Here is a 25,208-nt window from a genome sequence, read left to right as displayed (position 1 = left end):
TGCGACCTCAGCAACTCGGGGGCGAAGGTGGCGTCGGCGACGCACACGGTCGCGGTGCTCGTCGTGAGCTGGTGGCGCAGCATGTCGCCCATGTACGCGGTGTTGATCGGGATCTCGACTGCGCCGACCTTGGCGAGGGCGAACCAGAGGGTGAGGTAGTCCGGCGAGGTGTTCATCAGGACCGCAACGTGGGTGTCGCGGGTGATTCCGGCGGCGACCAGCCGGCGGGCCATCCGGTTGACGGCCGCGTTGAACTCGCCGAATGTGCTCACGGAGTCCGCCCAGGAGTAGAACGGGCCCTCCGGGGCGAGCGCCGCGCGCCGTTCCAAGAGCCGAACGATGGTGAGTTCGTGGGTGGGGATGGACTCAAGGTAGCTAGCGGTCATTGCCGCTCCTCCCGGTGATCCGTCCCGCTGCGGCACGGCCGCTGCGGGGTGAGCTGGGGATGGCCGTCGCGCCACCGCTCGATGTCGAGCAGCGCTTCGGGGTGGACAAGGCTGTCGCGGGCGGCGACATCATCGGAGTGGGCGCCCATGAGCAGGCGCTTGACCGGCGTCTCGAGCTTCTTGCCGGACAGGGTCCTGGGCAGGGCAGGGAGCCAGACGATCTCGTCCGGAACATGGCGGGGCGACATGTCGCTACGGAGCCGGCGAACGATCTCCTCGCGCAGTTCGCTCCTGTCCGGGGCACTGGGCTCGGCAACGACGAACAGCACCAGTGTTCCGGCGCCACCTTGCTGGTCTTCGAGGTGCACGACGAGGCTGTCCGCGATGGCGGGGATGTCCTCGACAATGGTGTAGAAGTCGGAGGTGCCGAGCCGGACGCCACCACGGTTGAGTGTGGCGTCGGACCTGCCGCTGACGGTGCAGGCGCCGTCGGCGGTGAATGTCACCCAGTCGCCGTGGGTCCAAATGCCGGGCCAGCGGCCGAAGTAGGTGTCGCGAAACCGGGAGCCGTCGGCGTCGCCCCAGAGTCCGACGGGCATCGACGGGAGGGGCGAAGTGAGGGAGAGCTCGCCCGGCTCGTCGATCACGGGCCGTCCCGACGGGTCGAGCGCGTGCACGGCGCAGCCGAGCATGCGTCCCGGGATCTCGCCGGCGCGGACCGGCAGCAGGGGGGACGCCCCGACGAAGGCGGAGCACACGTCCGTGCCGCCGGACGCGGAGTTGAGCAGGATCTGCGGGCCGAATTGCTCGTGGACCCAGCGGTAGCCCTCGGCGGGCAGCGGGGATCCGGTCGACCCGATCCCGCGCAGCGAGCTCAAGTCGTGCTGCGCTGCGGGGGTGAGGCCGGCGGAGCGGCAGTTCATGAGGAAGCCTGCGGAGGTGCCGAAGTAGGTCAGCCGTTCCTGTTCGGTTACGGCCCAGAGTGCGTCGGCGTCCGGCCACGCGGGGTTGCCGTCGAAGCACACGACGGTGGCGCCGAGCAGCAGAGCTGACACCGCGTAGTTCCACATCATCCAGCCTGTCGTGGAGAACCAGAAGAACCGGTCTCCGGCGTGGACGTCGTTGTGCAGACCGAGGCTCTTGTGGTGTTCGAGCAGGATCCCGCCGTGGCCGTGGACGATCGCCTTGGGCAGGCCGGTGGTGCCGGAGCTGAACAGGATGTAGAGCGGGTGGTCGAAGGGGACCGGGGTGAACTCGAGCGGCCCAGGCTCGCGGAGGAGTTCGGACCAGCTGAGGCTGCCGTCCGGGGCAGCGTCGTCATACAGGTAGGGCAGAGTCACGGTGTGCCGCAGTGTGGGCAGCGCGCTGCGGATCGCGGCCACCTCCGGCCTGCGGTCGATCTCCTTGTTTCCGTACCGGTGCCCGTCCACGGCGATCAGGACGACGGGATCGACCTGGGAAAGCCGATCGATCACCGCTCGTGCCCCGAACTCGGGCGGGCAGCAGACCCACACGGCACCGAGGGAGGCGGTCGCCAGGAAGGCGACGACCGTCTCGGGCACGTGCGGGAGGTACCCGGCGACGCGGTCACCCGGACCGACCCCCAGCGCAGCGAGCCCGGTGCGGCAGCGTGCGACCTGGTCGCGCAGCTCAGCGAAGGAGAGCTCGACGCGGTCGCGGGTCTGGGAGAGACCGACCAGCGCCGGGCCGGACCACTCCGCCCGCAGCGCGTGCGCGGGATAGGACAGGCGCGCGCCAGGCAACCAGCGGGCCCCTGGCATGGTCGGGTCGGCGAGTACGGGGCCCGGGATCCCGGAGATCATCAGGTCGAATGTGTCGATCACGTGCTGCCAGAAGTCGGCGGCGTGTTCGACTGACCATTGCCACAGCTCGTCGTGGCCGGTTATCGCGGTGCCGGTCCGAGCCTCGGCGGAACGCAGGAAGGCGCCCATGCGGGTGGTGTCGATCGCGTCGGCTGGAACGGGGCGCAGGATCTCGCCGCGGGGTCTGGTCATGGTCATGCGACTGCTCCGGTCTTGTGCAACGCGGCGATGGCGTCGTCGGTCCAGCCCAGCTCGCGCAGGATCTCGCCGGTGTGGCCGCCGAGCGCGGGCGGGGCCGACGGGCGCGGCGCCGGGGTCCGGGAGAGCCGCGGCGCCGGGGCGGGCTGGGGGACCCCTGCCACCTCGAGGTAGCCGGCGCGTTCGAACTGGTGCGGGTGGGTGAGGGCTTCGGTGAAGGAGAGCACGGGGGTCACGCAGGCGTCGGTGCCGGTGAACATCTGTTCCCAGTGCCGGCGGTCGCGGGAGGCGAAGGTCTCGGCCAGGACCTTGGCGAGGGCATTCCAGCGGGACTGGTCCTCGCGCGGGTATTCCTTGGGATCGAGCCCGAGCCGGGTCAGCAACTCGGCGTAGAACCGGGGCTCGATCGCGCCCACGGCGACGTGGCCGCCGTCCGCCGTGCGGTAGGTGCGGTACCAGGTGTGCCCCCGTCGAGCACATTGGTACCGCGCTCGCCCCAGCGGCCGGTGGCGAGCATCCCGAGCGTGGCCGAGGTGAGCGATGCGGCGCCGTCGATAATGGCGGCGTCGACGACCTGGCCGCGGCCGGAGCTGACCCGTTCCAGAAGTGCGGCCAGTACGCCCATCACCAGGAATGTGCTGCCGCCTGCGTAGTCACCGAGCAGGTTCAGCGGAACCGGGGGGCGGTGTTCGGGTTCACCCATTGCGTGCAGAGCACCGGTGAGCGCGATGTAGTTGATGTCGTGGCCGGCGTCGTGGGCGAGTGGGCCAGTCTGCCCCCAGCCGGTCATGCGGGCGTAGATCAGTCGCGGGTTGAGCTCGAGCAGGCGCTCAGGGCCGAGGCCAAGGCGTTCGGCCGCACCGGGGCGCATGCCTTCGCAGAACACGTCGGCGCGGCGGAGCATCACATCGAGCACCTCGCGGGACTTAGGCTGCTTCAGGTCCAGCCTGATGCTGCGCTGCCCGCGTCGGCGCGGGTCGCGCTCGGCCGGCACGGAGGTCTCCATGTCCGAGGTGCGGTCGACCACGATGACCTCGGCACCCAGATCGGCGAGCAGCATCGCGGCGTACGGGCCGGGGCCGAGGGAGGCGAGGTGGACCACGCGGACACCGGCGAGAGGACCAGAGCTCATGAGAACCGTGCCTTTCTGCCCTCGCTGAACGCCGTGAAGCCCTCGAGCGCATCCGGCCTGCGGTACCCCTCGGCGGCGACCTCCTCCTCCCAGGCGAACGCCTCGCCAAGCGGCATGTGGTGGCCCTCGTAGACGAGCTGCTTGGTGCGCTGCACCGCCCAGGGGCTGTATCCGGCGATCGTGCGGGCCCAGTCCATGGCGGTGTCCATCACCTGTTCGTCGTCAACGACTGCCTGCACCAGCCCGAAGCTCGCGGCCTCCTCGCCGCCGACGTAGCGGGACAGCAGCAGCAGCTCCAATGCCTTGCTGGCCCCGACGAGACGACTGAGTCGCTGGCTTTGCTGGGCGCCCTGGACCGCGCCGCGGCGCAGCCCCGATGGGCCGAGCGTCGCGCTCCGGCCGGCGACGCGGAGATCGCACGCGAGGGCGAGCGCGAACCCGCCGCCGACGGCGTAGCCGTTGATGGCCGCGATGAAGGGCTTCCAGATCGGCCACGGCCGCGGGATGGGGGGTGGGCCGCCGCCACCGGGGCCGAACGCGTTCACCTCGTGGTAGCCGTCGATGTAGCCGCCGGAGGAGAACGCGCGGTTGCCGGCGCCGCGGACAATAGCGACGTGGATGTCGTCGTCGTGCTCGATGCGCTCGTAGGCGGCGCGGAGCCCGTCGCGCATCGGCGCGTCTACGGCGTTGCGCTTGTTCGGGTTGTCCAGGGTGATCGTCGCGATGTGGTCGACGACGTCGAGATCGATCCGGCCCACGGGCTGCTCCTCGAGAAGGTGGTTGGTCAGCGGGGGTTACTGATGAGTCCGGCGCGCTGGACGCGGCTGAGCAGGGGGCGGCCCAGTACGTCTTCCGCGATCTCGCCGGCGGTCAGTAGGGCGGGCAGATCGATTCCGGTACGGACGCCCATCCGGTCCAGCACGGCCACCAGGTCCTCGGTCGTGACGTTGCCGCTCTCCCCGACGAAGCCCTGCTCGACGGCGGCGGGTTCGCCGCCGATTCCGCCGAGGCTGGCGTCGACCGTCGCTGCTCCGGCGTCGATCGCGGCAAGGGTGTTGGCGATGCCGCAGCCACGGTTGTCGTGGAAGTGGGCAATGAACTCCACGTCCGGGAACGAGTTGGTAGCCAAGGTGAACAGCTCGTGGACGGTACGTGGGTCGGCCATGCCGGTGGTGTCGCCAAACATGATCGCGCGGATGCCAAGCGAGTGTCCCCACTCGACGAGCGCGAGCACATCCTCGCGCTCGACCCGGCCCTGGATCGGGCAGCCGTATGCGGTCGCAACCCCGAGCAGCGGGGAGATGCCTGCGGTGCCGAGGACATCAACCATTTCGGCGACTGCGACCTTGTGGGTGGCGTGGTCCCGGCGCAGGTTCGCGAGGTTGTGAGGCTCGCTCGCGGAGATAGGGAAGCCACAGCGGTCGATCGGGCGCCCCGCGGCGTGGGCGTCGGCGACGCGCTTGGCGCCACGGACGTTGACCGTCAGGACGCGGACCTTGACGTCGTCCGGTACCGCACTGAGCACCTCTTCGGCGTCGGCGAACTGGGGCACGGTGTGGGTGGGGACGAACGAGGTCACGTCGATCTCAGGGACGCCGCAGCCGGCGATCGCCTGCAGCATCCGGACCTTGTCCTGGGTCGGAAGCACGTCGGGCCAGCCCTGGATTCCGTCACGCAGCCAGGCCTCACAGACAGCGACGTTGCGGTCCGGGGCGCTCACAGAACAGCCACCGGGTTGACCGGGCTGCCGACGCCGCCGACGAGCGGCAGTGGGGCGACGACCAGCAGGAACTCGTGGCGACCGGTGGCGACGAGGGCCTCGAGGTCCACGAGTTCCATGAGGTGGATCCCGCGATTGCGGATGAGCTCAACGTGCAGCGGTGCCGCGTCGTCCGGGTCGGGGGACGGGCCAGCCTCAACGGCGATGTTGTCGGCACCGACAAGAACGAAGCCCTGCTCCTCGATCCAGCTCGCGCAGTCCGGGGCGAGGCCGGCCCAGCGGGCTTCGGTGGCCTCGCCTTCGCGCCAGCGGTGCAGCCAGCCGGTGCGCACGAGTAGTGCATCCCCGTCCTGCGGGAGGCAGCCGGTCGCCTCGACGGCAGTACGTAGTTCGTCAACCGAGATGGCATGCTCATCGTCCTGGCTCGGGCCGTGGGGGCCGGCGAGGTCGACGACGATCCCGCGGGTGACGATCGGCCCGACCAGGTGTATCCCGCACCGGCGGGCGCCGTTGCTGGTGACGTGATCCGCGGAGTGCCCGTTCCACATGCGGTGGTCCTGCCACACGTGAGCTAGGGCGTCGAGATGGGTGTTGCCGTGCGTAGACAGCACAAGGCAGTCATCGGCGAACCCGAATCCCTTCTCGGTGAGCCCGGCTGCGTAGTCTCCGCCGTCGCGGACCATGAAGTGCTGCAACGGCGCGCGCCGTCCGGCGATCGGCCCTTTGCCCGCGCGCAGAGGCACGGCCAGGGAGAGCGACCGGCCCTCTCGTACGGTCTCGAGCCCACGATAGGTCGCGGAAGGAGTGAGGAGATTGAGCGCGCCCCGCTCGTCGTCCTTACCCCAGCGGCCCCATGCGGCCGGGAGTTGCTGGATGGTGGTCATGAGTCCCCCTGCCACGCCGGCCGACGCTTCTGTGCGAACGCGGCCAGGCCTTCTTTTGCGTCCTCAAGGCCGAGGTTGACCGTCAGGGACGCCTCGAGCATCCGCAGCCGGGCGTCGACGTCGTTACCCAGTGCCGAGTAGAAGGTGGTGCGGCCCAGTGAGACAGCCTGCGGCGCAGCAAGCGAAAGCTCGTCAACGAGGTCGGCGATGGCCTTGTCCAGGTTGTCGTGGTCTACCACATCGCTGACCACGCCCAACCGTCTGCCCTCGACCGCGTCGATCCGCCGCCCGGTGAGCATCAGCCGCAGTGCTTCCTTGGGTGGCATCGACTGCATCAGCGGCACAGTGATCATGTAGGGCCACAAGCCGACCCGAGCCTCAGGAACCCCGAATACGGCGCGCTCGCTTGCGACAAGGAAGTCGCAGGCGGCGGCGAGGCCGAATCCGCCCGCCAGGGCGTACCCCTGAACCCGGGCGATCGTCGGCTTCCCGAGCTCCCACAGGTCGCGGATCACCTGCGCCAGACCGGCCCTGCCACGGTGCGCGGCCAGTTCGTCGCCCTCCTCACTCATCTGCCGCAGGTCGCCGCCGGCGCAGAACGCCTTGTCACCGGCACCAGCGAGCACCACCGCGCGCACTGATCCGTCGGCTTTTGCCGCGGCTAGACCCGCCCGTAGCTCGACGAACACCTCGTTCGACAGGGCGTTGCGTTGCTCAGGGCGGTTGATCGTGAGGTGAAGGGCCTTGCCTACTCGCTCACGTGTGACGACACACTCGCTCATTTCGTCCTCCCTCGGCCCGGTGCACCCATGCAACCCCGACCGCGCCAGGACGTTATCAACGCCCCCGTTTACAAGCAATGGTCTTGCGATGAAATGCTGTCGACAGGGGCGTTGGTAAACCCATGCGGGTTCAAGTCCACGCGAGGACTAGACGGGGTCAACGAATCCGTTTACTCTCGCCCCCATCTGCTAGCGTCGGCTACCGAGAGGAGGCCGACGATGAGCGACATAGGCCGACGACGGGCAGCCAGGGCCGCGGCGGACGATCCCGCCTACACCGAGAAGGTCATGGCGATCCGCGAGGCGGCGGTGCGGGTGTTCCGGGCGAAGGGCCTGCGGGTGGCGTCACTGAACGACGTCGCCGAGGAGGTCGGCATGTCCCGGGCCTCGCTGTACTACTACGTCGGCAGCAAGGAGGAGCTGTTCCGGGACGTGGTCTCGGAGGCGGTGACGGCCAACATCGAGTCCGCGCAGAAGGTCGTCGCGCAGCCCCTCCCGGCGAGCCGCAAGCTGGCCCGCCTGATCGAACTCCTCATGGAGTCGTTCGAGCGGCACTACCCCTACCTCTACGTCTTCGTGCAGGAGGACTTCAGCAAGATCGGTGGTGACACCGAGACCGCGACTGGACCGTGGGAGACCACGATCCGGGAGTGGAACCAGCAGTACTTCGACCTGGTCAAGCAGGTCGTCGCAGAGGGAATCGCCGACGGCGATCTGCGGACCGCGTTGCCCCCGGGCGTCATCGCCAACTGCGTGATCGGGATGACGAACTCATCCCACGCATGGTTCAGGCCCAACGGCCTCATGGACGCATCCGAGATCGGCGCGGGCATGGCACGGATGGTGTTGACCGGACTCCAGCCGGAAAACCGCCCCTGACACTCGGCGCACTCATCCCTCGCTACTGCGCACCCCATCCGACCGCAGCAGCGGCCCCGACCACCAGAGGGATGAACGTGTTCGATCTCGACCTGTCCGACACCCAACGCGACCTTGTCGGAGCCATCCGCTCAGTCTGCGCCGACTTCGACGACGAGTACTGGTCGCGCCACGACACCGACCACGAGTTCCCCCACGACTTCTACGACGCAATGGTCAAGCTCGGCATCGTCGGAATGATGGCCGAGCCGGAGTACGGCGGCGGGGGATCGACGGTCGAAGACGCCGCCCTGGCACTGCAGGAGATCGCTGCCAGCGGCGCCGGCATCAACGGCTGCTCGACGGTGCACCTGTCGATGTTCGGATTCCACCCGGTCACGAAGTGGGGCAGCCCCGCCCTGCGCGCGAAGTACCTCCCGCGCGTCTCCTCCGGTGAGATCCACGTGTCGTTCAGCGTGACCGAGCCCGACGCCGGCAGCGACACCACCCGCATTACCACCAGGGCAATCCCCACCGACGACGGCTGGGTGCTGCGCGGCCGCAAGGTCTGGATGACCAAGGGCCTGCAGTCTTCCTCAGCGCTCGTCCTCGCCCGCACCGCACCCCTGGGGCAGACCACGCGGCCGGTCGACGGGCTCTCCCTGTTCGTGGTAGACCTCGATCCGGCGCACGTCGACATCCGGCCGATCCCGAAGATGGGTCGTAACGCCGTGGCCAGCTGCGAGGTCGTGTTCGACGACCTGCCGATCCCACGCGAGAACCTCGTCGGGGAGGAGGGGCGCGGCTTCTACAACTTGCTCGACGGGCTCAACCCGGAACGGATCCTGGTCGCGGCCGAGGCAGTCGGGCTGGGGATCGCAGCCCTGCGCCGTGCCACCGAGTACGCCCGGGACCGGGTGGTCTTCGGCCGCCCGATCGGACAGAACCAGGGCATCCAGCACCCCCTCGCCGACGCCCACATGCAGCTGCTCGCCGCGGCGCACCTGACCCGGGTCGCCGCGCGGCTCTACGACAGCGGCAGGCCCTGCGGGACCGAGGCCAACACCGCGAAGTTCCTCGCCGCACGCGCGGCCTGCTTCGCAGCAGACCGCGCAGTGCAGACCCACGGAGGCATGGGCTACGCGACGGAGTACCACGTCGAGCGCTACTTCCGGGAGGCGCGGATGCTGCGGATCACCCCTGTCACCGAGGAACAGATCATGAACTACGTCGCCGAGCGGGCGCTCAAGCTCCCGAAGTCCTACTAAGACTGCAACCGAACTCGCGGTATCACCGCAGGGCCAGCGCGGCGCAACCCACGCTAGAAGATGACAGGCCGTCAGCTACGGGCGGCTGACCTCCTAGCAGCAGCCGGAGCGGGGGCGGGAAGCCACTTCCACGGACTTGCCATCAATCCACAGGAGAGCCCGTCCACCAGGTCTGACCTGCGGTGATGCGATGAGTGCGGTTGCAGTACCAACCCCATACGGGCATCCGTCGCCCGGCGCACAGGTAGCACACCCGTCCACATTGGAGGAAGCAAACGATGTCGAGCTCTGACGGCCGCCTGTTCATCGGCGGGGACTGGATCCCCTCCCAGGGATCCGAGTGGATCACCGCCTACAACCCTCACACGGAGGAAGAATCCGGACGCGTCGCCGCCGCGGTCCGTGCGGACGTCGACGCCGCAGTCGGCGCCGCCCGCACAGCCTTCGACACCGGACCCTGGCCGCGGATGAGCTTGAGCGAGCGGGCCGCGATCATCCACGAGGCCGCAGCCAACCTGCGCGACAACACCGACGCGATCGCCCGGACCATCACCTCCGAGATGGGCTCCCCGATCGCCCAGTCCCTAGCGGTGCAGGTGCCCCGGGCCTACCAGATCTGGGAGTACTTCGCCGCGCTGGCCGAGGACTACCCGTGGCGGCAGCGCCGGCCCTCCTACGACGAGGTCAACGCCTCGCTCGAGCTGCTCATCGAGCGTGAGCCGGTCGGCGTCGTCGCGGCGATCGTGCCGTGGAACGGCCCCCAGATCGTCGCGGCCATGAAGCTCGCCCCTGCACTCGTGGCCGGCTGCACCGCCGTGCTCAAGCCCTCGGAGGAGGCCTGCCTGAGCTTCAACTTCCTCGCCGACGCCTTCCGCAGGGCCGGGCTGCCCGAGGGCGTGCTGAACATCGTCCCCGCGGACCGTGAGGTCAGCGAGTACCTCGTGTCCCACCCCGGAGTCGACAAGGTCTCGCTCACCGGCAGCACCGCGGCCGGCAAACGCGTCGGCGCCATCTGCGCCGAGAACGTCAAGCGCTGCACGCTCGAGCTCGGCGGGAAGGGCGCCGCCATCCTGCTCGACGACGTCGTGCTGGCCGACGCGATGCCCGCCCTCACCCCTCCGATGGCCTTCATCAACGGCCAGGCCTGCAACGCCCCGTCCCGCCTGCTCGTGCCGGCCCCGCGTGCCGAGGAGGCCACCGAGGCGATCGTGGAGACCCTGCGGTCCCTGCCCTTCGGCGACCCCAACGACCCGAACACCTTCATCGGCCCGCTCGCCTCCCGCCGCCAGCGCGACCGCGTCGCCTCCTACCTGGAGCTCGGCAAGACCGAAGGCGCCAAGGCCGCCACCGGTGGCGGCAGGCCCGCGGACTACCCGACGGGCTGGTACATCGAGCCCACGATCTTCACCGGCGTCGACAACTCCATGCGCATCGCCCAGGAGGAGATCTTCGGCCCGGTCTACTGCGTCATCCCCTACACCGACATCGACGACGCGGTCCGCATCGCCAACGACTCCCCCTACGGGCTCGAGAGCAGCGTCTGGACCGCCGATCCCGACCGTGGCGTCGAGGTCGCCCGACGGCTGCTCTGCGGCACCGTCGGCGTCAACTCCCACAACATGGACATGGCCGGCCCCTTCGGCGGCTACCGCCAGTCCGGCGTAGGCCGCGAGTGCGGGCCGGAGGGCATCGCCGACTACACCGAGCTCAAGTGCATCATGCCGCCCATCGGCGCGGGCCGGTCCTGACCACCACAACAAGGAGGCAGACACCATGGCAGGACGGGTCCAGGGCAAGATCGCCCTCATCACCGGCGCCGCTCGCGGACAGGGCCGCAGCCACGCCGTCCGGCTCGCCCAGGAAGGCGCCGACGTCATCGCGATCGACGCCTGCACAAACTACGACAGCGTCGGGTACGCCATGGCCACCAGGGCCGACCTCGACCAGACAGTCAAGGAGGTGGAGGCCCTCGACCGCCGCATCGTCGCCACGGTGGCCGACGTCCGCGACCCAACCGCCTTGGCCAGGGCTGTCGCCGGCGGCGTCGACCAGCTCGGCGGCCTCGACATCGTCAGCGCCAACGCCGGCATCTGCACGGTGCAGCCGTGGGACAAGGTGACGCCGCAGATCTGGCAGGACACGATCGACGTCTGTCTGACCGGCACCTGGAACACCGTCGTCGCCGCCCTGCCGCACCTCATACGGCGCGGCGGCGGATCGATCATCCTCACCAGCTCGACCGCCGGCATCAAGGGCCAGCCCTTCCTCACCCCCTACGTCGCGGCCAAGCACGGAGTCGTCGGGATCATGAAGTCGATTGCCAACGAGGTGGCGCAGAAGAACATCCGCGTCAACACCGTGCACCCCACCGGCGTCAGCACCCCGCTGCTCGAGGGGCTCGGCGGGATGGACGAGCTCATCGGCCTCGACCCGTCGACCGGCGGGATCTTCGTCAACTCGCTGCCCATCGAGTTCGTCGAACCCCGCGACATCAGCAACGCCGTCCTCTTCCTCGCCTCCGACGAGGCCCAATACGTCACCGGCCTCGAGATGACGGTCGACGCCGGCTGCACCACCCGCTGAACAACCGCACATGCCGCTCAGCCAGAGCGGCCGGGGGCACCCGTGACCGTCACGGGCGCCCCCGAGGTGCCCCCGCTGTCTACCTCACCGCACTGGAAGGTGCACGACGATGACGTCGAACGGCACGACACACCCCTCGAACTCGCTCTCGAGGATCGTGATCGCAAGCACTGTGGGCTCGGCGATCGAGTGGTACGACTTCTTCATCTATGGGGCCGCCGCCGCGCTGGTCTTCAACAAACTGTTCTTCCCGTCGGCCGACCCCCTGACCGGAACCCTCCTCGCCTTCGCCACGTTCGGGGTCGGCTTCATCGCCCGTCCCGTCGGCGGCGTGATCTTCGGCCACTTCGGAGACCGCGTCGGGCGGAAGAAGGCTCTCGTCATCGGCCTGTTCCTCATGGGCGCGGCCACGACCCTCATCGGACTGCTCCCCACCTATCCGGCAATCGGGGCGCAAGCCCCGATCTTGCTGGTGGTCCTGCGCATCGTGCAGGGAATCGCGGTAGGCGGCCAATTTGGCGGCGCCGTGTTGGTCGGGACCGAGAACGCGCCCCCGGGTCGCAGGGGCCTGTACGGCAGCTTCGCCCAACTGGGCGTTCCCATCGGCCTCGTGCTGTCCAGCGTCGTCTTCCTCGTAGCGACAGGCATCACCACCGACGAGCAGTTCCTCGCCTGGGGGTGGCGCATCCCGTTCCTGCTGAGCTTCACCCTGATCGCCGTGGCCCTCTTCGCCCAGCTGAAGCTGGAGGAAACCGCCGCGATGCAGCGAGCCGAGAAGACTGCGACCAAGACAAGTTCGCCGATCCTGGAGGTCCTTCGCCGACACCCGAAGAACGTCCTGCTCGGGGCGGGCACGCTGATCCTGCTCGCGGTCGGCTTCTACATCTTCTCGACCTTCGTGCTGTCCTACGGCACGACCGTCCTGAAGATGTCCTACAACACCGTGCTGACCGCGGTGATCCTCGGAGCAATGCTGCAGGTCGTCGCGATCCCCCTCTTTGCAATCCTCTCCGACCGGATCGGCAGGAAGAAGGTCTACCTGGGCGGGGTCGTCGGGCTCGCCGTCTGGGTCTTCCCCGCGTTCCTGCTCATCGGCAACGGCGGTTTCGCGGGCGCCGCCCTCGGCGTAGCCGTGGCTCAGGTGCTCGTCGCCGCCCTGCAGGGCCCGCTCCCGGCATTCATGCACGAGTTGTTCCCCATCCACGTGCGTTACTCCGGTGTTTCGCTGGGATACCAGGTCGGTTCGCTGATCGGGGGCGGGTTCACCCCGATCCTCGCGACGGCCCTCTACGCCGAGTTCCGGACCTTCGTCCCGATCGCGTTGCTGGTGGTCCTCGCGGCAGTGTTGACCGGGAGCAGCATCCTGGTGCTCACGGAGAACCGGAGTGCGGCCGACACGGACGTGCCCTCGTCGGCTCGGGCCGGTGAGGCAGAGGCGGACCCGCTCCGCGCCTGACACAACGGGCGGGTCGCCTGCCCGTGCGCGGCGGGGCGATCCTTCTGAGGTCCGGCCAAGGTGAGCCCAAAAGGGCAGTGGGATGATCTTGGAGGCGTGAGAGCTGGGTCCCGGGACACGGTACAGCCGTTGACACTGAGAACGATCATGCTCCGGAGGGGTGTGCTTACGGTTCCTTACTGAGTCCCTCGCGTCGGCTTGACGGCGACCTGCCGCCTGCTGCACCACTGAATACGCCCTCCTGGCCAGCACTTGATGTACCGGGACTCGAAGCCGATTGTCAACCCAATCCAGGGAGCTCAGTAGATCGAGGAGCCCCGGTTGCGGTTGGCGAAGGGGAGCGCTCCGTGAAGCGCGGTGAACTCCGCGATCAGCTCCGCCTCGGCCTGGCCGGCGGGCGGCTCGGCCACGGTGTGCCAGGCGACCAGGAGCGTGTCAGTCGGCAAGCTGCCAGATGTACTCGCCGCCGCTGTGGTCGGCGTTGCGCCCCTGGCCCTGGCGGCGGTAGGCGTTCAGCCGTTTGCTCAGCCCTTGGCGGCCAGCTGCAGGCCCTCGGCGTGAGCCCGGCCCCCCAGCTCGTCAATCAGCCGGTCGTCCGCAGGCTTCGCCGGTCCCCCCTCAGACGGCTCGACAGTCTCGACCTCGGTCACGTTATTGCTGGTCATCGATGCATCTTCCATGATCGGGAGTTACACCGAACGTTTCATTCCCCGGCGCGGCCTTGTCGCACGGTGATGAGGGTCTCAAGCGCGGAGCAGACGGGAAGAAGCTCGCGACGCAGGGTCGCGGCCGGCTCGCGGGGCTCCTGGTCGGCCGTTGCCCATGCGTTGTGAACGGCGAGGTAGGCCGAGAGCACGGCACCGGCGATGGCCGACGGAATGACATCCTGGGGGGAGCCGCCGACTCTGGCCGCCACGAACTCGGCGACCGCTGTTCGCCAGTCAGCCCAGCGGGCCCACTCGGCTTCCCGGAGTTCTGTGGCGTTGCGGAGCACCCGGTAGCGGGTGAGCCAGACACCGTCCTGGTCGACGGACGATTCGAAAGCCCCGACGGCGGCCGCAAGCACTGCGGTCATTGTCGGCTGCAGCTCGGGCATGCCCCGCAGGAGCGACCGCAACTGTGTGACGTGCGCGTCGAAGCCGGCCAGACCAGATCGGCCTTGGTCGGGAAATAGCGGAAAACCGTGGTGCGACTGACATGGCACCGCCGGGCGATGTCTGACACGGTCGTCGCCGCGAAGCCCTGGTCGACGAAGAGCCGAAGAGCGACTGTCTCGATCGTCGTGGCGCTGACCTGCGGTGGTCGGCCGGGCCGACGTGACTGAGCGGACTCGGACACGGCCTTCGTTCGCCTCCAATTTCGGTACTGAGTAACATAATGGTGTAGCGGTTGCGCGTGCCCGTCCACGGTAGAGGGCGTCAGCAGCGGACCACACGAAGAAGCGGAGCGGACATGAGGGCAGTAGTCACAGAGGAACTGGGCCGCGTGGAAGTGCGTGACGACGTCGAATCCGTCGAGGTCGGACCCGACCAGGTCAAAGTCCGGATGCGCGCCTCAGGTGTGTGTCGCACGGACCTGTCGGCAACCAACGGCACGTGGCCCACTCGCCTGCCGGTGGTACTCGGCCACGAAGGCGCCGGTGAGATCATCGAGGCAGGCGCCCAGGTCAAGGGCATGGGCGTCGGCGACCGGGTCATCCTGGCCAATCTCCGCGGATGCGGCCACTGCTTCTACTGTGTGCGCGGGCAAACGTTCCTGTGCGGCCACGAAGACCAGAAGGGGGCCGCGACCCACAACTTCCTCGTCGGAGGAGTTCCCTCCTACGGGATGGTCAGCCTCGGCGCCTGGGCCCAGGAGGTTGTTCTGCCCGCCACGAACGTCGTGCCCTTCCAGGGTGACGACGTGCCCTGGGAGATCGCCTCACTCGTCAACTGCGCCGTCATGACCGGCGTCGGCGCGGTGATCAGTACCGCGAAGCTCGAGCCGGGCGCGACCGCCGTCATCATCGGCGCCGGCGGTGTCGGAGCTGCCGCCATCCAGGGCGCGCGCCTGGCCGGCGCCAGCACGATCGTCGTCGTTGACCCGATCGAATCCAAGTTCGACAAGATGAGGTCCTTCGGCGCCACCCACGCCGTCACCCCCGACGATCTGGCCACGCTCACCGCGCAGCTCACCCACGGGCGCGGATTCGACTACGCCTTCGAGTTCGTCGGCCGCGACACCACGATCCGGGCCGCCTGGGATGCTACCCGCATCGGCGGCTCGGTTGTCCTGTCCGGCATCGGGTCACCGTCGACGCCTTCCCCGTTGTCGCTCTACGAGATGACCATGGACGGCAAGAACTTGATGGGATCGGTCGGCGGTTCGGTCGTCCCACTACGGGACTACCAGACCTACCTCGACCTCTGGCGAAGCGGACAACTCGACCTTGAGGGCCTCGTCACCGAGAAGATCAACCTCGCGGACGCGCCGGACGCCCTCAAAGCCCTCGACAGCGGCAAGGACGTCCTGCGCCAAGTCATCATGTTCGACTAGCGGTGATTTGTTAAACCGGGGAGTAGAGGCTCACGGTGTGCCCGGTGGTGACCGCGTCGATCAGGCTCTGGAGCTCGGTCGGCGGGGACGCCGTGGACCAGGCCCGCCACCAGCGCTGCAGCGCGACCGCGGGGGTCAGCCAGCCGCGGACGGCGCGGATCGCCTTCGGCCAGCACGGCGGAACCGATGCGTTCCCCTCTCTCCGGCGTCGGTGTCCGATGCCGGTGCCGACGTTGCCTCAGGTCCCGAGTCGGTGAGCCAGGTCTCCCAGCAGAAGGTGAACGCGCAGTTGACCAGGGTCTGGTGACGACGGATCGCGGCATCGGAGCGGACCTGAAAGTCGGCCCAGCCCAATTCGTCCTTGACCTGCTTGTAGCCCTGCTCGATCCAGGTGCGGATGCCGTAGATCCGCACGATCTCGGCCAGGTCCGCGGGCGGATAGGGGGACTCGACGGCGCGGGGCGAGCCGGGCCGGGGCAGGTCGGTGGCCAGGTACCAGGTGGCCTTCTCCGGCAGGGTGGCCGGGTCGGTGGTGGCCACCACCAGCCGCGTCAGGCCGTCCGGTCCCCAGAAGCCCAAGGTGGCGTCGGCGGCCCACCAGATGGCGGTGTGCCCGTCGCGGAAGGTGCGCACCACGGGCGTCCAGTCCCCGGGCTCCCCGGGGCCGTCCCAGGCCAGCTCGCGGGCGGCGTCCACCGGGGTGCGGGCCTGGTCACCGTAGGCCCAGATGCCGCGGCGGCGTTTGACGGCCATGACGAACGGCACACCGGCGGCGTGCAGTTCGCAGCGGAAGTCGTCCAGGTCGCCGTAGGCGCCGTCGGCCACCGCCGCCCGGAAGGGGAATCCGGCGGCCCGGGCCCGGCCGGCCAGCTGGGCGGCGATCTTCCACTTGGTGCGGAAGGCCGGGTCGCTGCGGCCCCGTTCGAAGTGGTGGGCCGGGGTGTAGGGCACCGCGTGCAGCGGATAGTACAGGCGCTCGTCCGCCCACAGCGTGGTCACCGTGACCACCGCGTTGTCGGTCTTGCCGTACCGGCCCAGCCACTGCCGCCCGACGTGCGCGGTCGTGGTGCCGTCCTTGCGGTCCCCGGAGTCGTCGATGACCAGCACCCCATCGGCGTGCGGGACCGTCGCCGGATCGGCCCGCAGCAGCTCCAGCCGCCGGGCGTTGACCCGCTCGGGGTCCCAGCGCGACTCGGAGAGGAAGAACTGCAGCCGCTGCACCCCCGAGTGCTGGGCCCCCACGATCGGCTCCGCTCCGGCCAGGCAGGTCAGCGTCTTGTTCCGATCCCGCGGCAGCAGCAGCCCGGCCAGGTACTCCCGGAACCCACGCCGCTGCGCCAGCGAGGAGAAGAGGTCGTCGAACCGGGTCGCATAGCCCTCCAGCGGTCCCGGCGCCGGCGGGCACGGACGCCTCGCGGTCACCATCGCGACCACCTCCGGCCTGCGGAAATCCCCCACCTACCGGCCTACCGCGGACCCTGCCCCAAGTCAACAAATCACCGCTAGTGTCCTGAGTCGGGAATTCGCTTCAGATATCCCGAGAGGCGTTCGAGGATCTCGTCAGCGGGCTTCGTCCAGACGAAGGGCCTGGGGTTCTCGTTCCAGTCGGCGATCCAGGCCCGGATGTCCTTCTCCAGGGCCTGGACGTTCTTGTGAACTCCGCGTCGTATCTGCTTGTCCGTCAGGAGGCCGAACCAGCGTTCGACCTGGTTGAGCCAGGATGCGCTGGTCGGCGTGAAGTGCATATGGAACCGGGGATGGGCCAGCAGCCACTTCCGGATCGCGGGCGTCTTGTGGGTGGCGTAGTTGTCGCAGATCAGGTGCACATCGAGGTCGGCAGGGACCTCCTTGTCCAGCCTGGCCAGGAACTTCTTGAACTCCACCGCGCGGTGCCGGCGGTGGAGCGAGCCGATGACCTCGCCGGTGGCCGCGTTCAGCGCGGCGAACAGCGTCGTCACGCCGCCGCGCAGGTAGTCATGGGTGCGGCGCTCGGGCATGCCCGGCATCATCGGCAGCACCGGCGCCGACCGGTCCAGTGCCTGGATCTGGGACTTCTCGTCCACGCACAGTACGATCGCCCGCTCCGGCGGGTCCAGGTACAGGCCGACGACATCGCGGACCTTCTCGATGAACTGCGGGTCCCTGGACAACTTGAAGGTGTCCACCAGGTGCGGCTTGAGGCCGAAGGTCCGCCAGATCCGCGAGACGGTCGACTGGGACAGGCCGCTGGCCGCCGCCATCTCCCGGGTCGACCAGTGCGTGGCGTTCTTCGGGGTGGTCTCCAGGGTCCGCACGACCACCTCCTCGACCTTCTCGTCGCTCACCGTGCGCGGCGGTCCGGGCCGCGGCTCGTCCGACAGGCCCTCAAGCCGATCGGCCGCGAACCGCTTACGCCACTTGGCCACCGTGACCGGATGGACCCCAAGTTCCGCCCCCACCGCGGTGTTCGAGCCGCCGTCCGCGCACGCGAGCACGATCCGGCACCAGAGCGCGAGAGCCTGCGAGGACGTTGCCCGCCGCGACCAGCGCAGCAGCGTCTCTCGCTCCGCGTCCGACAGGACCACCTCGACCGTCGGCCGACCCATACGCGCCATGCCCACAGAATACTTCTAAATCGAAATAAAGACTCAGGACACTAGCTCCGTACTTCGCGGGTAGCGCGTTCAGGTCTGTGGCCGGCGGGGTTGTGTGGGTTCCAGGCCGAGGAGGTCGAGCAGGTGGAGCTGGATGCCCCGGGTGATGGCGACGACGGGCGGGTCGGTGGCGTTGGTGACCCGTAGCCTCAGCTCGGAGAGGTGGTAGAGGATCATGCGGCCGGTGGGCCGTACCTTCTGGCTGCCCCCGAGTGCCCGGCGGACCTGACGTTCAATCAGGAAGAACGGCAGCAGGGCCAGGAAGATCACCGTGATCAGTGCGGCGACGCGTTTGTTGTCCTGGCGGTGTACCGAGTCCTCGAACGCGCCCGCGACAACGCTTGAGATCAGCGCAGAGCGTGCTCACCAGACAGAACATCGCCATTTGGGGCTGGTGACACGTTCGTTAATGGCACCCGCACACTGGAGGCGGGTTACCTCACCGGGCAGGAGATTCTGCTCGATGGCGGGCTGGACACCATGCTGATGACCGCAATCCGCAGAATCACTGATAGCTGAAGGAGGCTCTATGCGAGCGGTAGTCGTTCCCGAGTTCGGTGGTCCCGAGGTGCTCGAGGTCGCCGACGTGCCCGAAGTTCACGCCTGGGAAGGGCATATTCGGGTCAGGGTGCACGCCGCCGCGGTGAACCCGACCGACTTGCTCCTGCGCAACGGTGCTCAGCACGCCTATCTCGGCGATCTCAAGCCGCCCTACATACCTGGCATGGATTTGGCCGGTGTGGTGGACGAGGTTGGTCTGGGTGTCGACACTATCCGCCCCGGCGACGAGGTCATGGCCCCGTTGTCGGCGTGGCGCCCGACCGGCGGTGCGCAGGCGGAGTTCGTCATCGTGCCGCAAGCTTCGGTTGTCCCGGTTCCGGAGGGCATGAGCCTCACGGAAGCGTCGACGCTGCCGATGAATGCGCTCACGGTCTACAGGACCTATGCGATGCTGGCACTGCCTGCGGGGAGCACGGTCGCCGTTTTCGGGGCTGCTGGGGCGATTGGCGGAATGGCCGTAGAGATGGGGAAAGCCAAGGGTCTCCGAGTCATCGCGGTGGCGGGCGAGAAGGACCGTGACACGGTGGAGTCAATGGGCGCGGACCTCGTCGTCCCAAGGGACGATCATGCGCCGCAGGCCATCCGGGAACAGACGGCTGGTGGTGCCGACGGGCTGATCGACGCCGCCCGGGTGGGGCCACCCGTGTTGACCGCCGTCCGGGACGAGGGGCACATTGTGTCACTGATGCCCTTCCCTGGAGCCGCCGAGCGCGGCATCAAGGTCGAGCGAGTGTTCGTAATCAACGACTTGGATAACGCCGACGCGTTGTCCGAGATCAGGGAACTGGCCACCAGCAAGGTACTCACCGCGCGCGTGGCGAAGACGTTCGCACCCGACCAAGCCAGCGACGCGCACCGCATGCTCGAACGCGGCGGCGTCCGTGGGCGGCCGGTCATCTCGTTTTAGTACTGCAACGACAGGTTGATCACCGTGGTTTTGTGACCTGCGGTGCCGCATCGAGTGTGCGACATTCCGCGGGATCGTCCTGACTGTCATCTCCCGTTGCTGCAGGTCAGCCCGGCAGACGGGAGCGAGGGATCCGCGTAGGGACCATGATGTCCTCCAAGGTCCTTGGAGGACATCATGGTCCCTATCCGGACACACGGGCCGAGAGCGACGAGGTGCCTGTTCAGGCCCCATACCGGGGAACCGAGGGGCATGGCGAACCCGCGGGATGTTGCACAGGTTTGTCCGTCACGCTGCGGCCGCCTTGTCATCGCCGCCGAGGACGCTGAAGTCGACGTCCAGGCGGGCGTCGTAGTCGTCCGGGGTGATGCCGAGTTCGTGGGTGGAGTACTCGCCGAACCGTTTGATGTGTTCGGTCAGGTACGGGGAGACCTGCGCGAGGTCGAGCGGGTCGACGGGGCGGCCCTCGGCCTGCAGCTCGCGGACCATGTCGGCGATGTCCAGAGTGTTGTGGAAGATCACCAGGTTGGCCAGTAGGGAGGTGAACTTCACGTCCTTCTCCTGCTCGACCGGGTCGTTCGCCGCCACCGTGCCGTTCTGGCCGAAGCGCACCCAGTCGGAGAAGCCGTTGAACGCCTCGACCTTGTTGGTCGCCGCCGTCACTCGGGCCCGCAGTGGCGCGTCCGAGAGGTAGCGCAGCATTCTGCGGCATCCGGTTTGTCAACCTCGGGGTTGCGGTCGCCAGCGCACCGTCTCGGGACTCGAAGCGTTGCGAGTGGAACCTCGGGAGGCCTCAGCCGTCTCCCAGCACCGCCCGGATCACGTGCCGGGCGGTGTGCGCCATCGCCGGGTTCGTCCTTCGGTAGTACGGCAGCGCGATCAGCGCCTGTGACAGCGTCCGCCCCCGGCCGCGGATCCAGGTCGCGTCGTCCACACCCAGCGCCTCGTGGAAGACCTCCCGTGCATCGACCGGCAGCAGATTCCACGCCGGGAACAGATCGCAGGCCGGATCTCCCACCCCCGTGCACCCGAAGTCGATCACCGAGGCCAGCCTGCCGCCGTCGACGAGCAAGTTGCCCGGCATCAGATCGGCGTGCAGCCACATCGGTGGCCCGTCCCAGCCGGGGGCCCGCAGCGCGTCCTCCCATACAGCGGCCGCGGCGTCGCAGTCGACGTCCTCCTGCGGGATCCCCCGCAGTTCCTCGATCGCCGCCCGGGTCTCCGCGTCGAGCGAGGCGACCGGCCCGCCGCGGTGAGCCTGCGGTGCCTCCGGCAGGCTGATGCTCCGCATCGCCGCCACGAACTCGGCCAGGTCCTTGGCCAGCAGCACCGGCTCGTCCAGCGCCCCTGCTTCGGGAAGTTCCCCCGCCAGCCACCGGTACACCGGCCACGGCCACGGATACCTCTCGGCGGGCTCCCCGGCCCCGAGCACCTCCGGGATAGCCGTGGGCAGCCGGGGCGCGAGGCGGGGCAACCACTCCTGCTCCATCAAGGGTTTCATTCGGCCGCGTGACCAGGGGTTTTCTAGCGGAGTAGGCCGTGTGCCGTGCGAGATGGCGGCGTGAGGGGGCGGGTGGGCCGGGGCGTGGTCCCGGCCTGTGTCGGTGGTGGTGTGGTCGGCGGGTATGAAGGGATGGCTGGGAAATGACTCGGACTCTGATTACCGGTGGTCTTGTGATCACGGCCGCGGACGAGGTGCACGCGGATGTGCTGATCGAGCACGGCCGGGTGGTGGCGTTGGCGGCGCCGGGGACGCAGGAGTGGACGGCTGGCCGTGTTATCGACGCGTCGCAGAGGTACGTGATCCCGGGCGGGGTCGACGCGCACACGCATATGGAGCTGCCGTTCGGTGGGACGTTCGCTTCGGACACGTTCGAGACGGGGACGCGGGCGGCGGCGTGGGGCGGGACGACGACGATCGTTGATTTCGCGGTGCAGTCAAAGGGCCATTCGCTGCAGGCCGGCCTGAACCTGGATCCACCGCATGACGGCTGGGCTGCGGAAGGCGGAACGAGAAGAGGTGCCTGCTGACCTGCGATGATGGGAGTTCTCACGCTTCCATCCGCTGCAACCAGCAAGGCACCTCGTAAGTGAAATCCTCCCACAGTCCGGCGGCGGTGTTCGCCGCGTTCGACGAACCGAATCTGATCGCGCATGCCGGGCTGGTCCCGGCCGTCCGGCTGGCCGAGCGGTGCGACCTGCCGCGTCTGGTCGCCGAGAAGGTGAAGCTGACCGGCGCGAAGAACGGCGCGGGCACGGCGGCGGACGCAAAGGCCCTGTCCGTCGTGGCCGGGATGGTCGCCGGCGCGGACAGCATCGACGACCTGGATGTGCTGCGGCACGGTGGCCTGCCCCGCCTGTTCGGCGGGGTGCGGGCTCCGTCCACGCTGGGCAGCTTCCTGCGCGCTTTCACCTGGGGGCATGTGCGCCAACTCCAGTCGGCGACACGTGCGTTCACCTGCAACCTGGCCGCGCATACCGGGCTGGTGCCGAAGGGCGACGAGGTGGTGTTCGTGGACATCGACTCCAAGGTCAAGCAGGTCTACGGGCCGGCCAAGCAGGGCGCCTCCTTCGGCTACACCAAGGTCCGCGGCCTGCACTTCCAGATCGTCACGGTCAAGACGCCCACCTGCGCGCCGGTCATCGTCGCCACCAGACTGCGCAGGGGCTCGGCAGGCTCCGGCAAGGGGGCGGCGAGTCTGCTGCGCGAGGCCCTGGCCACGGTGCGGGCCATGGGGATCACCGCGCAGATCATCGTGCGCGCCGACTCGGCGTTCTTCTCCCACAAGGTCGTCGACGCCTGCAGGAAGGCCGGGGCCCGGTTCTCGCTGGCGGTCGCGGTCGGGAAGAAGATCCGCGAAGCGATCGCGCCCATCGCCGAGGACGCCTGGACACCGATCGAGTACACCGACGCCGTCTGGGATGACGAGGAGGAACGCTGGGTTTCCGACGCGGAGATCGCTGAGGTCCCGTTCACCGCGTTCACCAGCAAGAAGAAGCAGTTCCACACCACGGCCCGGCTCATCGTGCGCCGCGTGAAACGCCTGAACCCGAAGACGGTCCCGGAAGGGCAGGCCGAGTTGTTCGGCGTTTGGCGCCACCACGCCATCTTCACCGACAGCCGCTTCGAGCTGGTCCAGGCCGAGCCGATGCACCGCGAACACGCCGTCGTCGAGCAGGTCTTCGCCGACCTGGAGAACTCCGCGCTCGGCCATCTGCCCTCGGGGAAGTTCACCGCGAATGCCGCCTGGCTGACCCTGGCCGCCACCGCCTACAACCTCACCCGGGCCGCCGGCCACCTCGCCTCCGCCTTCCACGCCAGGGCAAGGACCGGCACCATCCGCCGCCACCTGATCCACGTTCCGGCCCGGATCGCCGCCAAGGCCCGGACGATCACGTTCCACCTCCCTCAACGCTGGCGGTGGGAAGACGACTTCACCGACCTGTGGACCGCCACCGGACAGCGCCTGCGCACCTGAACTCGCTGCCCCGACCTGCCCGCCTACCGCCCGTGGACCTTGGAGAACCCGCCACCGGAACGGCCATCCGGCACACAGCCCTGCCCGAAACCGGAAAACCCGCCCGAAGACGGGTCACACCGCGCGATCAAAATTCATGCGGTGGATCCAGGCTCATACGGCAGGAGAGCCTAATTAACGATGTGACCCGGGTGCGGTCCGGAGAGGTTCAGATTTCATACCTGCACGCGCCACGAACCGCACCCAAGACCCGAGATACGGTGATGTGTACATCGGTGACTCTCATGGCACTTCCTTTCTGGTTGAGGGGCCGCGCGTTTTCCGGACAGCTTCCACGTGTTGTCGGCGTGCCTCGGAAAGTGGCGTCAGGAGGCCGCAACGGCTCGGTGCCCGGCTGCATGGTCAGTCGCCGATCAGCCGTGCGTCGTTGTCGATGTGCTCACGCGGCACGTCGTAGTCATGCTCGTCCAAGGTGTGCGCACGCGCCTCGAGGTAGAGTTCGTCCCGGTCCTTGCCCTCTGAGACCGCGCCGCAGGCAGGGCATATCACCTCGTACACCTACTTCCTCCCGTCCGCATGTTCCTGTAGCAGTTGACGACGGTACGTTTGGAAGTCTTTCGGCGCACTCCATCCGAGCACGGCGGTCAACCGACCGTCGCGGTGAAAGAGCGTGATATTGGAGCCCTTCGCCGGGTCCACGTCGATCAGTGTCTCCGAGGAATCGGGTGTGAACCTTCCCGCCAACTGTATGCGAGCGTCGAAGTGATCGGTCCAGAAGAACGGCACGGGCTGGTAGGCATCCCGATGCACGCCCAAAATCCCCCTGGCAACGGCATCGGCCTGCTCGATGGCGTTGGTGCGATGCTCCAGCCGGACATGCGCTTGGTGCCGGTCATCCCACCATCGCGCCACATCCCCCACCGCCCACACGTGTGGTGCAGCCTGGCACGTCGCGTCGCACACGACGCCGTTGCTGATCCCCAAGCCACTTTCCACCAGCCAGTCGGTCTGCGGAACTGAACCCACCGCCACCAGGACGTCGTCTGCGGTGACCGTCGAATGGTCGGTCAGCTCCAACGTCCACGTGCCGTGCCCATCCCTGGACGAGCTCGCCACCGAGACTCCTAGGCGGAGATCCGTTCCGCGGGAGCGGTGCAGGTCGATCAGTCGCGCGGAGGCGTTCATCCCCAGTCGATCGGACAACGGGTGGGGATTGGGCTCGATGACGGTGACGTCCACACCCAGCTCCAGTGCGGTCGCCGCGGTCTCCAAGCCGAGGAACCCTCCGCCTACCACGACCAGTCGGATCCCCGGCTGCAGACGTTCACGCAGCCCGACGGCGTCCGACACCGTTCGGAGCACGTGCGGCTGACCGGCCGACAGCGCGTCCAGCATTCGTGGACGCACACCGGTGGCGATGACAGCAGCATCGAACCGGTGGGTGCGTCCCGTGTCGTCGGTGATCGTCCGGCGACGGGAGTCCAGGTCGATGGCCCTGGTCCCCAGGAACAGCTGAGCGTCGAGCCCCTTCAGCTGATCGGGGCTCATCAACGAGAGCTTGTCCTCAGCCCACTGTCCCGCGAGGAACTGCTTGGACAGAGGCGGTCTGTCGTACGGAACTACCTCGTCACCGATGATGGTCAGCCGGCCCGTGTAACCCAGCCTCCGCAGCTTGGACGCCGTCGCCATTCCGGCCGCCGAGCCACCGACGATGACGACGACCTCCGGCTCATCAGAGACCTTCCCCACCGAGTTCATTACGCACTGACCTTGATGACTGCTGACGGACAACCTTCAGCGGCATCCTCCACCGCCGCCGCCCGATCCTCGGGCGGGCTGCTGTCGAGGAGCACCACGATGCCCTCGTCGTCCTGGTCGAAGACATCAGGGCACTCAAGGACGCACACACCGCATGCGGTGCACTTCTCAACCTCAACGGAGACCAACATGGATCAACCCCACTTACACTTCTGAAAGATTGACAGGTGTTGACTATTCGAATT

The 25,208-nt window shown here is 68.2% G+C and carries 25 protein-coding genes and 3 pseudogenes; 9 read left to right on the top strand and 19 right to left on the bottom strand.

Annotation, left to right across the window (positions count from 1 at the left end; all coding sequences use genetic code 11):
- Nucleotides 1–14: 14 nt before the first annotated feature.
- The 7 genes and pseudogenes from WJ438_RS07610 to WJ438_RS07580 form a co-directional block, all read right to left on the bottom strand.
- Nucleotides 15–386 (bottom strand): annotated as a pseudogene (locus WJ438_RS07610) (AMP-binding protein); the annotation flags it as partial.
- On the bottom strand, nt 383–2,407 hold the full coding sequence (locus WJ438_RS07605) for an acetoacetate--CoA ligase (protein ID WP_406724523.1): 2,025 nt from the start codon (nt 2,405–2,407) through the stop codon (nt 383–385). The pseudogene WJ438_RS07610 and the gene WJ438_RS07605, both read right to left, overlap by 4 nt.
- Nucleotides 2,404–3,539: pseudogene (locus WJ438_RS07600) on the bottom strand (CaiB/BaiF CoA transferase family protein). The gene WJ438_RS07605 and the pseudogene WJ438_RS07600 overlap by 4 nt, the downstream one beginning before the upstream one ends.
- Nucleotides 3,536–4,297 carry an enoyl-CoA hydratase/isomerase family protein gene (locus WJ438_RS07595; RefSeq protein WP_406724522.1) on the bottom strand — a complete coding sequence of 254 codons (762 nt, stop codon included), beginning with the start codon at nt 4,295–4,297 and terminating at the stop codon, nt 3,536–3,538. Before WJ438_RS07595 ends, WJ438_RS07600 begins: the two are co-directional and overlap by 4 nt.
- Nucleotides 4,298–4,323: 26 nt before the next feature.
- On the bottom strand, nt 4,324–5,259 hold the full coding sequence (locus tag WJ438_RS07590; RefSeq protein WP_406724521.1) for a hypothetical protein: 936 nt from the start codon (nt 5,257–5,259) through the stop codon (nt 4,324–4,326).
- Nucleotides 5,256–6,143 (bottom strand): cyclase family protein, encoded by an 888-nt coding sequence (locus WJ438_RS07585; RefSeq protein WP_406724520.1) that lies wholly within the window; start codon nt 6,141–6,143, stop codon nt 5,256–5,258. The genes WJ438_RS07590 and WJ438_RS07585 overlap by 4 nt, the downstream gene beginning before the upstream one ends.
- Nucleotides 6,140–6,925 carry an enoyl-CoA hydratase/isomerase family protein gene (locus WJ438_RS07580; RefSeq protein WP_406724519.1) on the bottom strand — a complete coding sequence of 262 codons (786 nt, stop codon included), beginning with the start codon at nt 6,923–6,925 and terminating at the stop codon, nt 6,140–6,142. Before WJ438_RS07580 ends, WJ438_RS07585 begins: the two co-directional genes overlap by 4 nt.
- A 219-nt stretch (nt 6,926–7,144) precedes the next feature.
- Here WJ438_RS07580 and WJ438_RS07575 point away from each other — a divergent pair, with 219 nt between their 5' ends.
- The 5 genes from WJ438_RS07575 (at nt 7,145) to WJ438_RS07555 (ending at nt 13,090) form a co-directional block, all read left to right on the top strand.
- The gene (locus tag WJ438_RS07575) at nt 7,145–7,804 is read left to right on the top strand and encodes a TetR/AcrR family transcriptional regulator (protein ID WP_406724518.1); all 660 of its coding nucleotides are present in this window, start codon (nt 7,145–7,147) and stop codon (nt 7,802–7,804) included.
- A gap of 71 nt (nt 7,805–7,875) precedes the next feature.
- Complete coding sequence (locus WJ438_RS07570; RefSeq protein WP_406724517.1) at nt 7,876–9,051, top strand: acyl-CoA dehydrogenase family protein; 1,176 nt, start codon at nt 7,876–7,878, stop codon at nt 9,049–9,051.
- Nucleotides 9,052–9,329: 278 nt separating this feature from the next.
- A complete protein-coding gene (locus WJ438_RS07565; RefSeq protein ID WP_406724516.1) occupies nt 9,330–10,799 on the top strand; it encodes an aldehyde dehydrogenase in 1,470 nt (489 codons plus the stop codon).
- 25 nt (nt 10,800–10,824) lie between these two features.
- A complete protein-coding gene (locus WJ438_RS07560) occupies nt 10,825–11,634 on the top strand; it encodes a mycofactocin-coupled SDR family oxidoreductase (RefSeq protein ID WP_406724515.1) in 810 nt (269 codons plus the stop codon).
- A 109-nt stretch (nt 11,635–11,743) separates the two neighbouring features.
- Nucleotides 11,744–13,090: an MFS transporter gene (locus WJ438_RS07555; RefSeq protein WP_406724514.1), complete on the top strand. Its 1,347-nt coding sequence runs from the start codon at nt 11,744–11,746 to the stop codon at nt 13,088–13,090.
- A 299-nt stretch (nt 13,091–13,389) separates the two neighbouring features.
- Here the strand turns inward: WJ438_RS07555 and WJ438_RS07550 are convergent, their stop codons facing one another.
- The 4 genes from WJ438_RS07550 to WJ438_RS07535 all read right to left on the bottom strand — a co-directional run bounded on the left by WJ438_RS07550 (nt 13,390) and on the right by WJ438_RS07535 (nt 14,428).
- Nucleotides 13,390–13,536: a hypothetical protein gene (locus WJ438_RS07550; RefSeq protein WP_406724513.1), complete on the bottom strand. Its 147-nt coding sequence runs from the start codon at nt 13,534–13,536 to the stop codon at nt 13,390–13,392.
- Nucleotides 13,537–13,614: 78 nt separating this feature from the next.
- A complete protein-coding gene (locus WJ438_RS07545) occupies nt 13,615–13,755 on the bottom strand; it encodes a hypothetical protein (protein WP_406724512.1) in 141 nt (46 codons plus the stop codon).
- A 38-nt stretch (nt 13,756–13,793) separates the two neighbouring features.
- Nucleotides 13,794–14,186, bottom strand: a complete 393-nt coding sequence (locus WJ438_RS07540) for a hypothetical protein (protein ID WP_406724511.1) — start codon at nt 14,184–14,186, stop codon at nt 13,794–13,796.
- Nucleotides 14,162–14,428: a helix-turn-helix domain-containing protein gene (locus tag WJ438_RS07535; RefSeq protein WP_406724510.1), complete on the bottom strand. Its 267-nt coding sequence runs from the start codon at nt 14,426–14,428 to the stop codon at nt 14,162–14,164. Before WJ438_RS07535 ends, WJ438_RS07540 begins: the two co-directional genes overlap by 25 nt.
- Nucleotides 14,429–14,542: 114 nt before the next feature.
- On the opposite strand from WJ438_RS07535, the gene WJ438_RS07530 reads away from it, so the two are divergent.
- Nucleotides 14,543–15,625: a zinc-binding dehydrogenase gene (locus WJ438_RS07530; RefSeq protein WP_406724509.1), complete on the top strand. Its 1,083-nt coding sequence runs from the start codon at nt 14,543–14,545 to the stop codon at nt 15,623–15,625.
- Between the two features lie 135 nt (nt 15,626–15,760).
- Here the strand turns inward: WJ438_RS07530 and WJ438_RS07525 are convergent, their stop codons facing one another.
- The 3 genes from WJ438_RS07525 to WJ438_RS07515 form a co-directional block, all read right to left on the bottom strand.
- Nucleotides 15,761–17,050, bottom strand: a complete 1,290-nt coding sequence (locus tag WJ438_RS07525; RefSeq protein WP_406724508.1) for an IS701 family transposase — start codon at nt 17,048–17,050, stop codon at nt 15,761–15,763.
- A 77-nt stretch (nt 17,051–17,127) separates the two neighbouring features.
- Nucleotides 17,128–18,219 carry an IS630 family transposase gene (locus WJ438_RS07520; protein WP_406724507.1) on the bottom strand — a complete coding sequence of 364 codons (1,092 nt, stop codon included), beginning with the start codon at nt 18,217–18,219 and terminating at the stop codon, nt 17,128–17,130.
- A 69-nt stretch (nt 18,220–18,288) separates the two neighbouring features.
- Nucleotides 18,289–18,528: a hypothetical protein gene (locus tag WJ438_RS07515; RefSeq protein ID WP_406724506.1), complete on the bottom strand. Its 240-nt coding sequence runs from the start codon at nt 18,526–18,528 to the stop codon at nt 18,289–18,291.
- A 259-nt stretch (nt 18,529–18,787) separates the two neighbouring features.
- Between WJ438_RS07515 and WJ438_RS07510 the strand changes: the two genes are divergently transcribed.
- Complete coding sequence (locus WJ438_RS07510) at nt 18,788–19,726, top strand: NADP-dependent oxidoreductase (protein WP_406724505.1); 939 nt, start codon at nt 18,788–18,790, stop codon at nt 19,724–19,726.
- Between the two features lie 288 nt (nt 19,727–20,014).
- On the opposite strand, the gene WJ438_RS07505 is transcribed toward WJ438_RS07510, so the two are convergent.
- Nucleotides 20,015–20,428 carry a Tn3 family transposase gene (locus WJ438_RS07505; protein ID WP_406724504.1) on the bottom strand — a complete coding sequence of 138 codons (414 nt, stop codon included), beginning with the start codon at nt 20,426–20,428 and terminating at the stop codon, nt 20,015–20,017.
- A 91-nt stretch (nt 20,429–20,519) separates the two neighbouring features.
- Nucleotides 20,520–21,215 carry an aminoglycoside phosphotransferase family protein gene (locus WJ438_RS07500; RefSeq protein WP_406724503.1) on the bottom strand — a complete coding sequence of 232 codons (696 nt, stop codon included), beginning with the start codon at nt 21,213–21,215 and terminating at the stop codon, nt 20,520–20,522.
- Between the two features lie 155 nt (nt 21,216–21,370).
- Here WJ438_RS07500 and WJ438_RS07495 point away from each other — a divergent pair.
- Together WJ438_RS07495 and WJ438_RS07490 are read left to right on the top strand one after the other, a co-directional pair.
- A pseudogene (locus WJ438_RS07495) lies at nt 21,371–21,697 on the top strand (amidohydrolase family protein); the annotation flags it as partial.
- Between the two features lie 119 nt (nt 21,698–21,816).
- On the top strand, nt 21,817–23,205 hold the full coding sequence (locus tag WJ438_RS07490; protein WP_406724300.1) for an IS1380 family transposase: 1,389 nt from the start codon (nt 21,817–21,819) through the stop codon (nt 23,203–23,205).
- A gap of 402 nt (nt 23,206–23,607) precedes the next feature.
- Here the strand turns inward: WJ438_RS07490 and WJ438_RS07485 are convergent, their stop codons facing one another.
- Genes WJ438_RS07485 through WJ438_RS07475 form a run of 3 tightly spaced genes read right to left on the bottom strand, consistent with a single transcriptional unit; the run spans nt 23,608 to nt 25,154 of the window.
- Nucleotides 23,608–23,763 carry a hypothetical protein gene (locus WJ438_RS07485; protein WP_406724502.1) on the bottom strand — a complete coding sequence of 52 codons (156 nt, stop codon included), beginning with the start codon at nt 23,761–23,763 and terminating at the stop codon, nt 23,608–23,610.
- Nucleotides 23,764–24,963, bottom strand: coding sequence for an NAD(P)/FAD-dependent oxidoreductase (locus WJ438_RS07480; RefSeq protein ID WP_406724501.1), 1,200 nt, complete (start codon nt 24,961–24,963; stop codon nt 23,764–23,766). It lies immediately after the preceding gene.
- Nucleotides 24,963–25,154: a ferredoxin gene (locus WJ438_RS07475; RefSeq protein ID WP_406724500.1), complete on the bottom strand. Its 192-nt coding sequence runs from the start codon at nt 25,152–25,154 to the stop codon at nt 24,963–24,965. The genes WJ438_RS07480 and WJ438_RS07475 overlap by 1 nt, the downstream gene beginning before the upstream one ends.
- Between the last annotated feature and the right edge of the window lie 54 nt (nt 25,155–25,208).

This window comes from Streptomyces sp. GD-15H, from assembly GCF_045291515.1.
Taxonomy (GTDB): Bacteria; Actinomycetota; Actinomycetes; order Streptomycetales; family Streptomycetaceae; genus Streptomyces.
The sequence above is the reverse complement of the archived record's forward strand: the minus strand, read 5'-3'. Positions and strand labels throughout refer to the sequence as shown.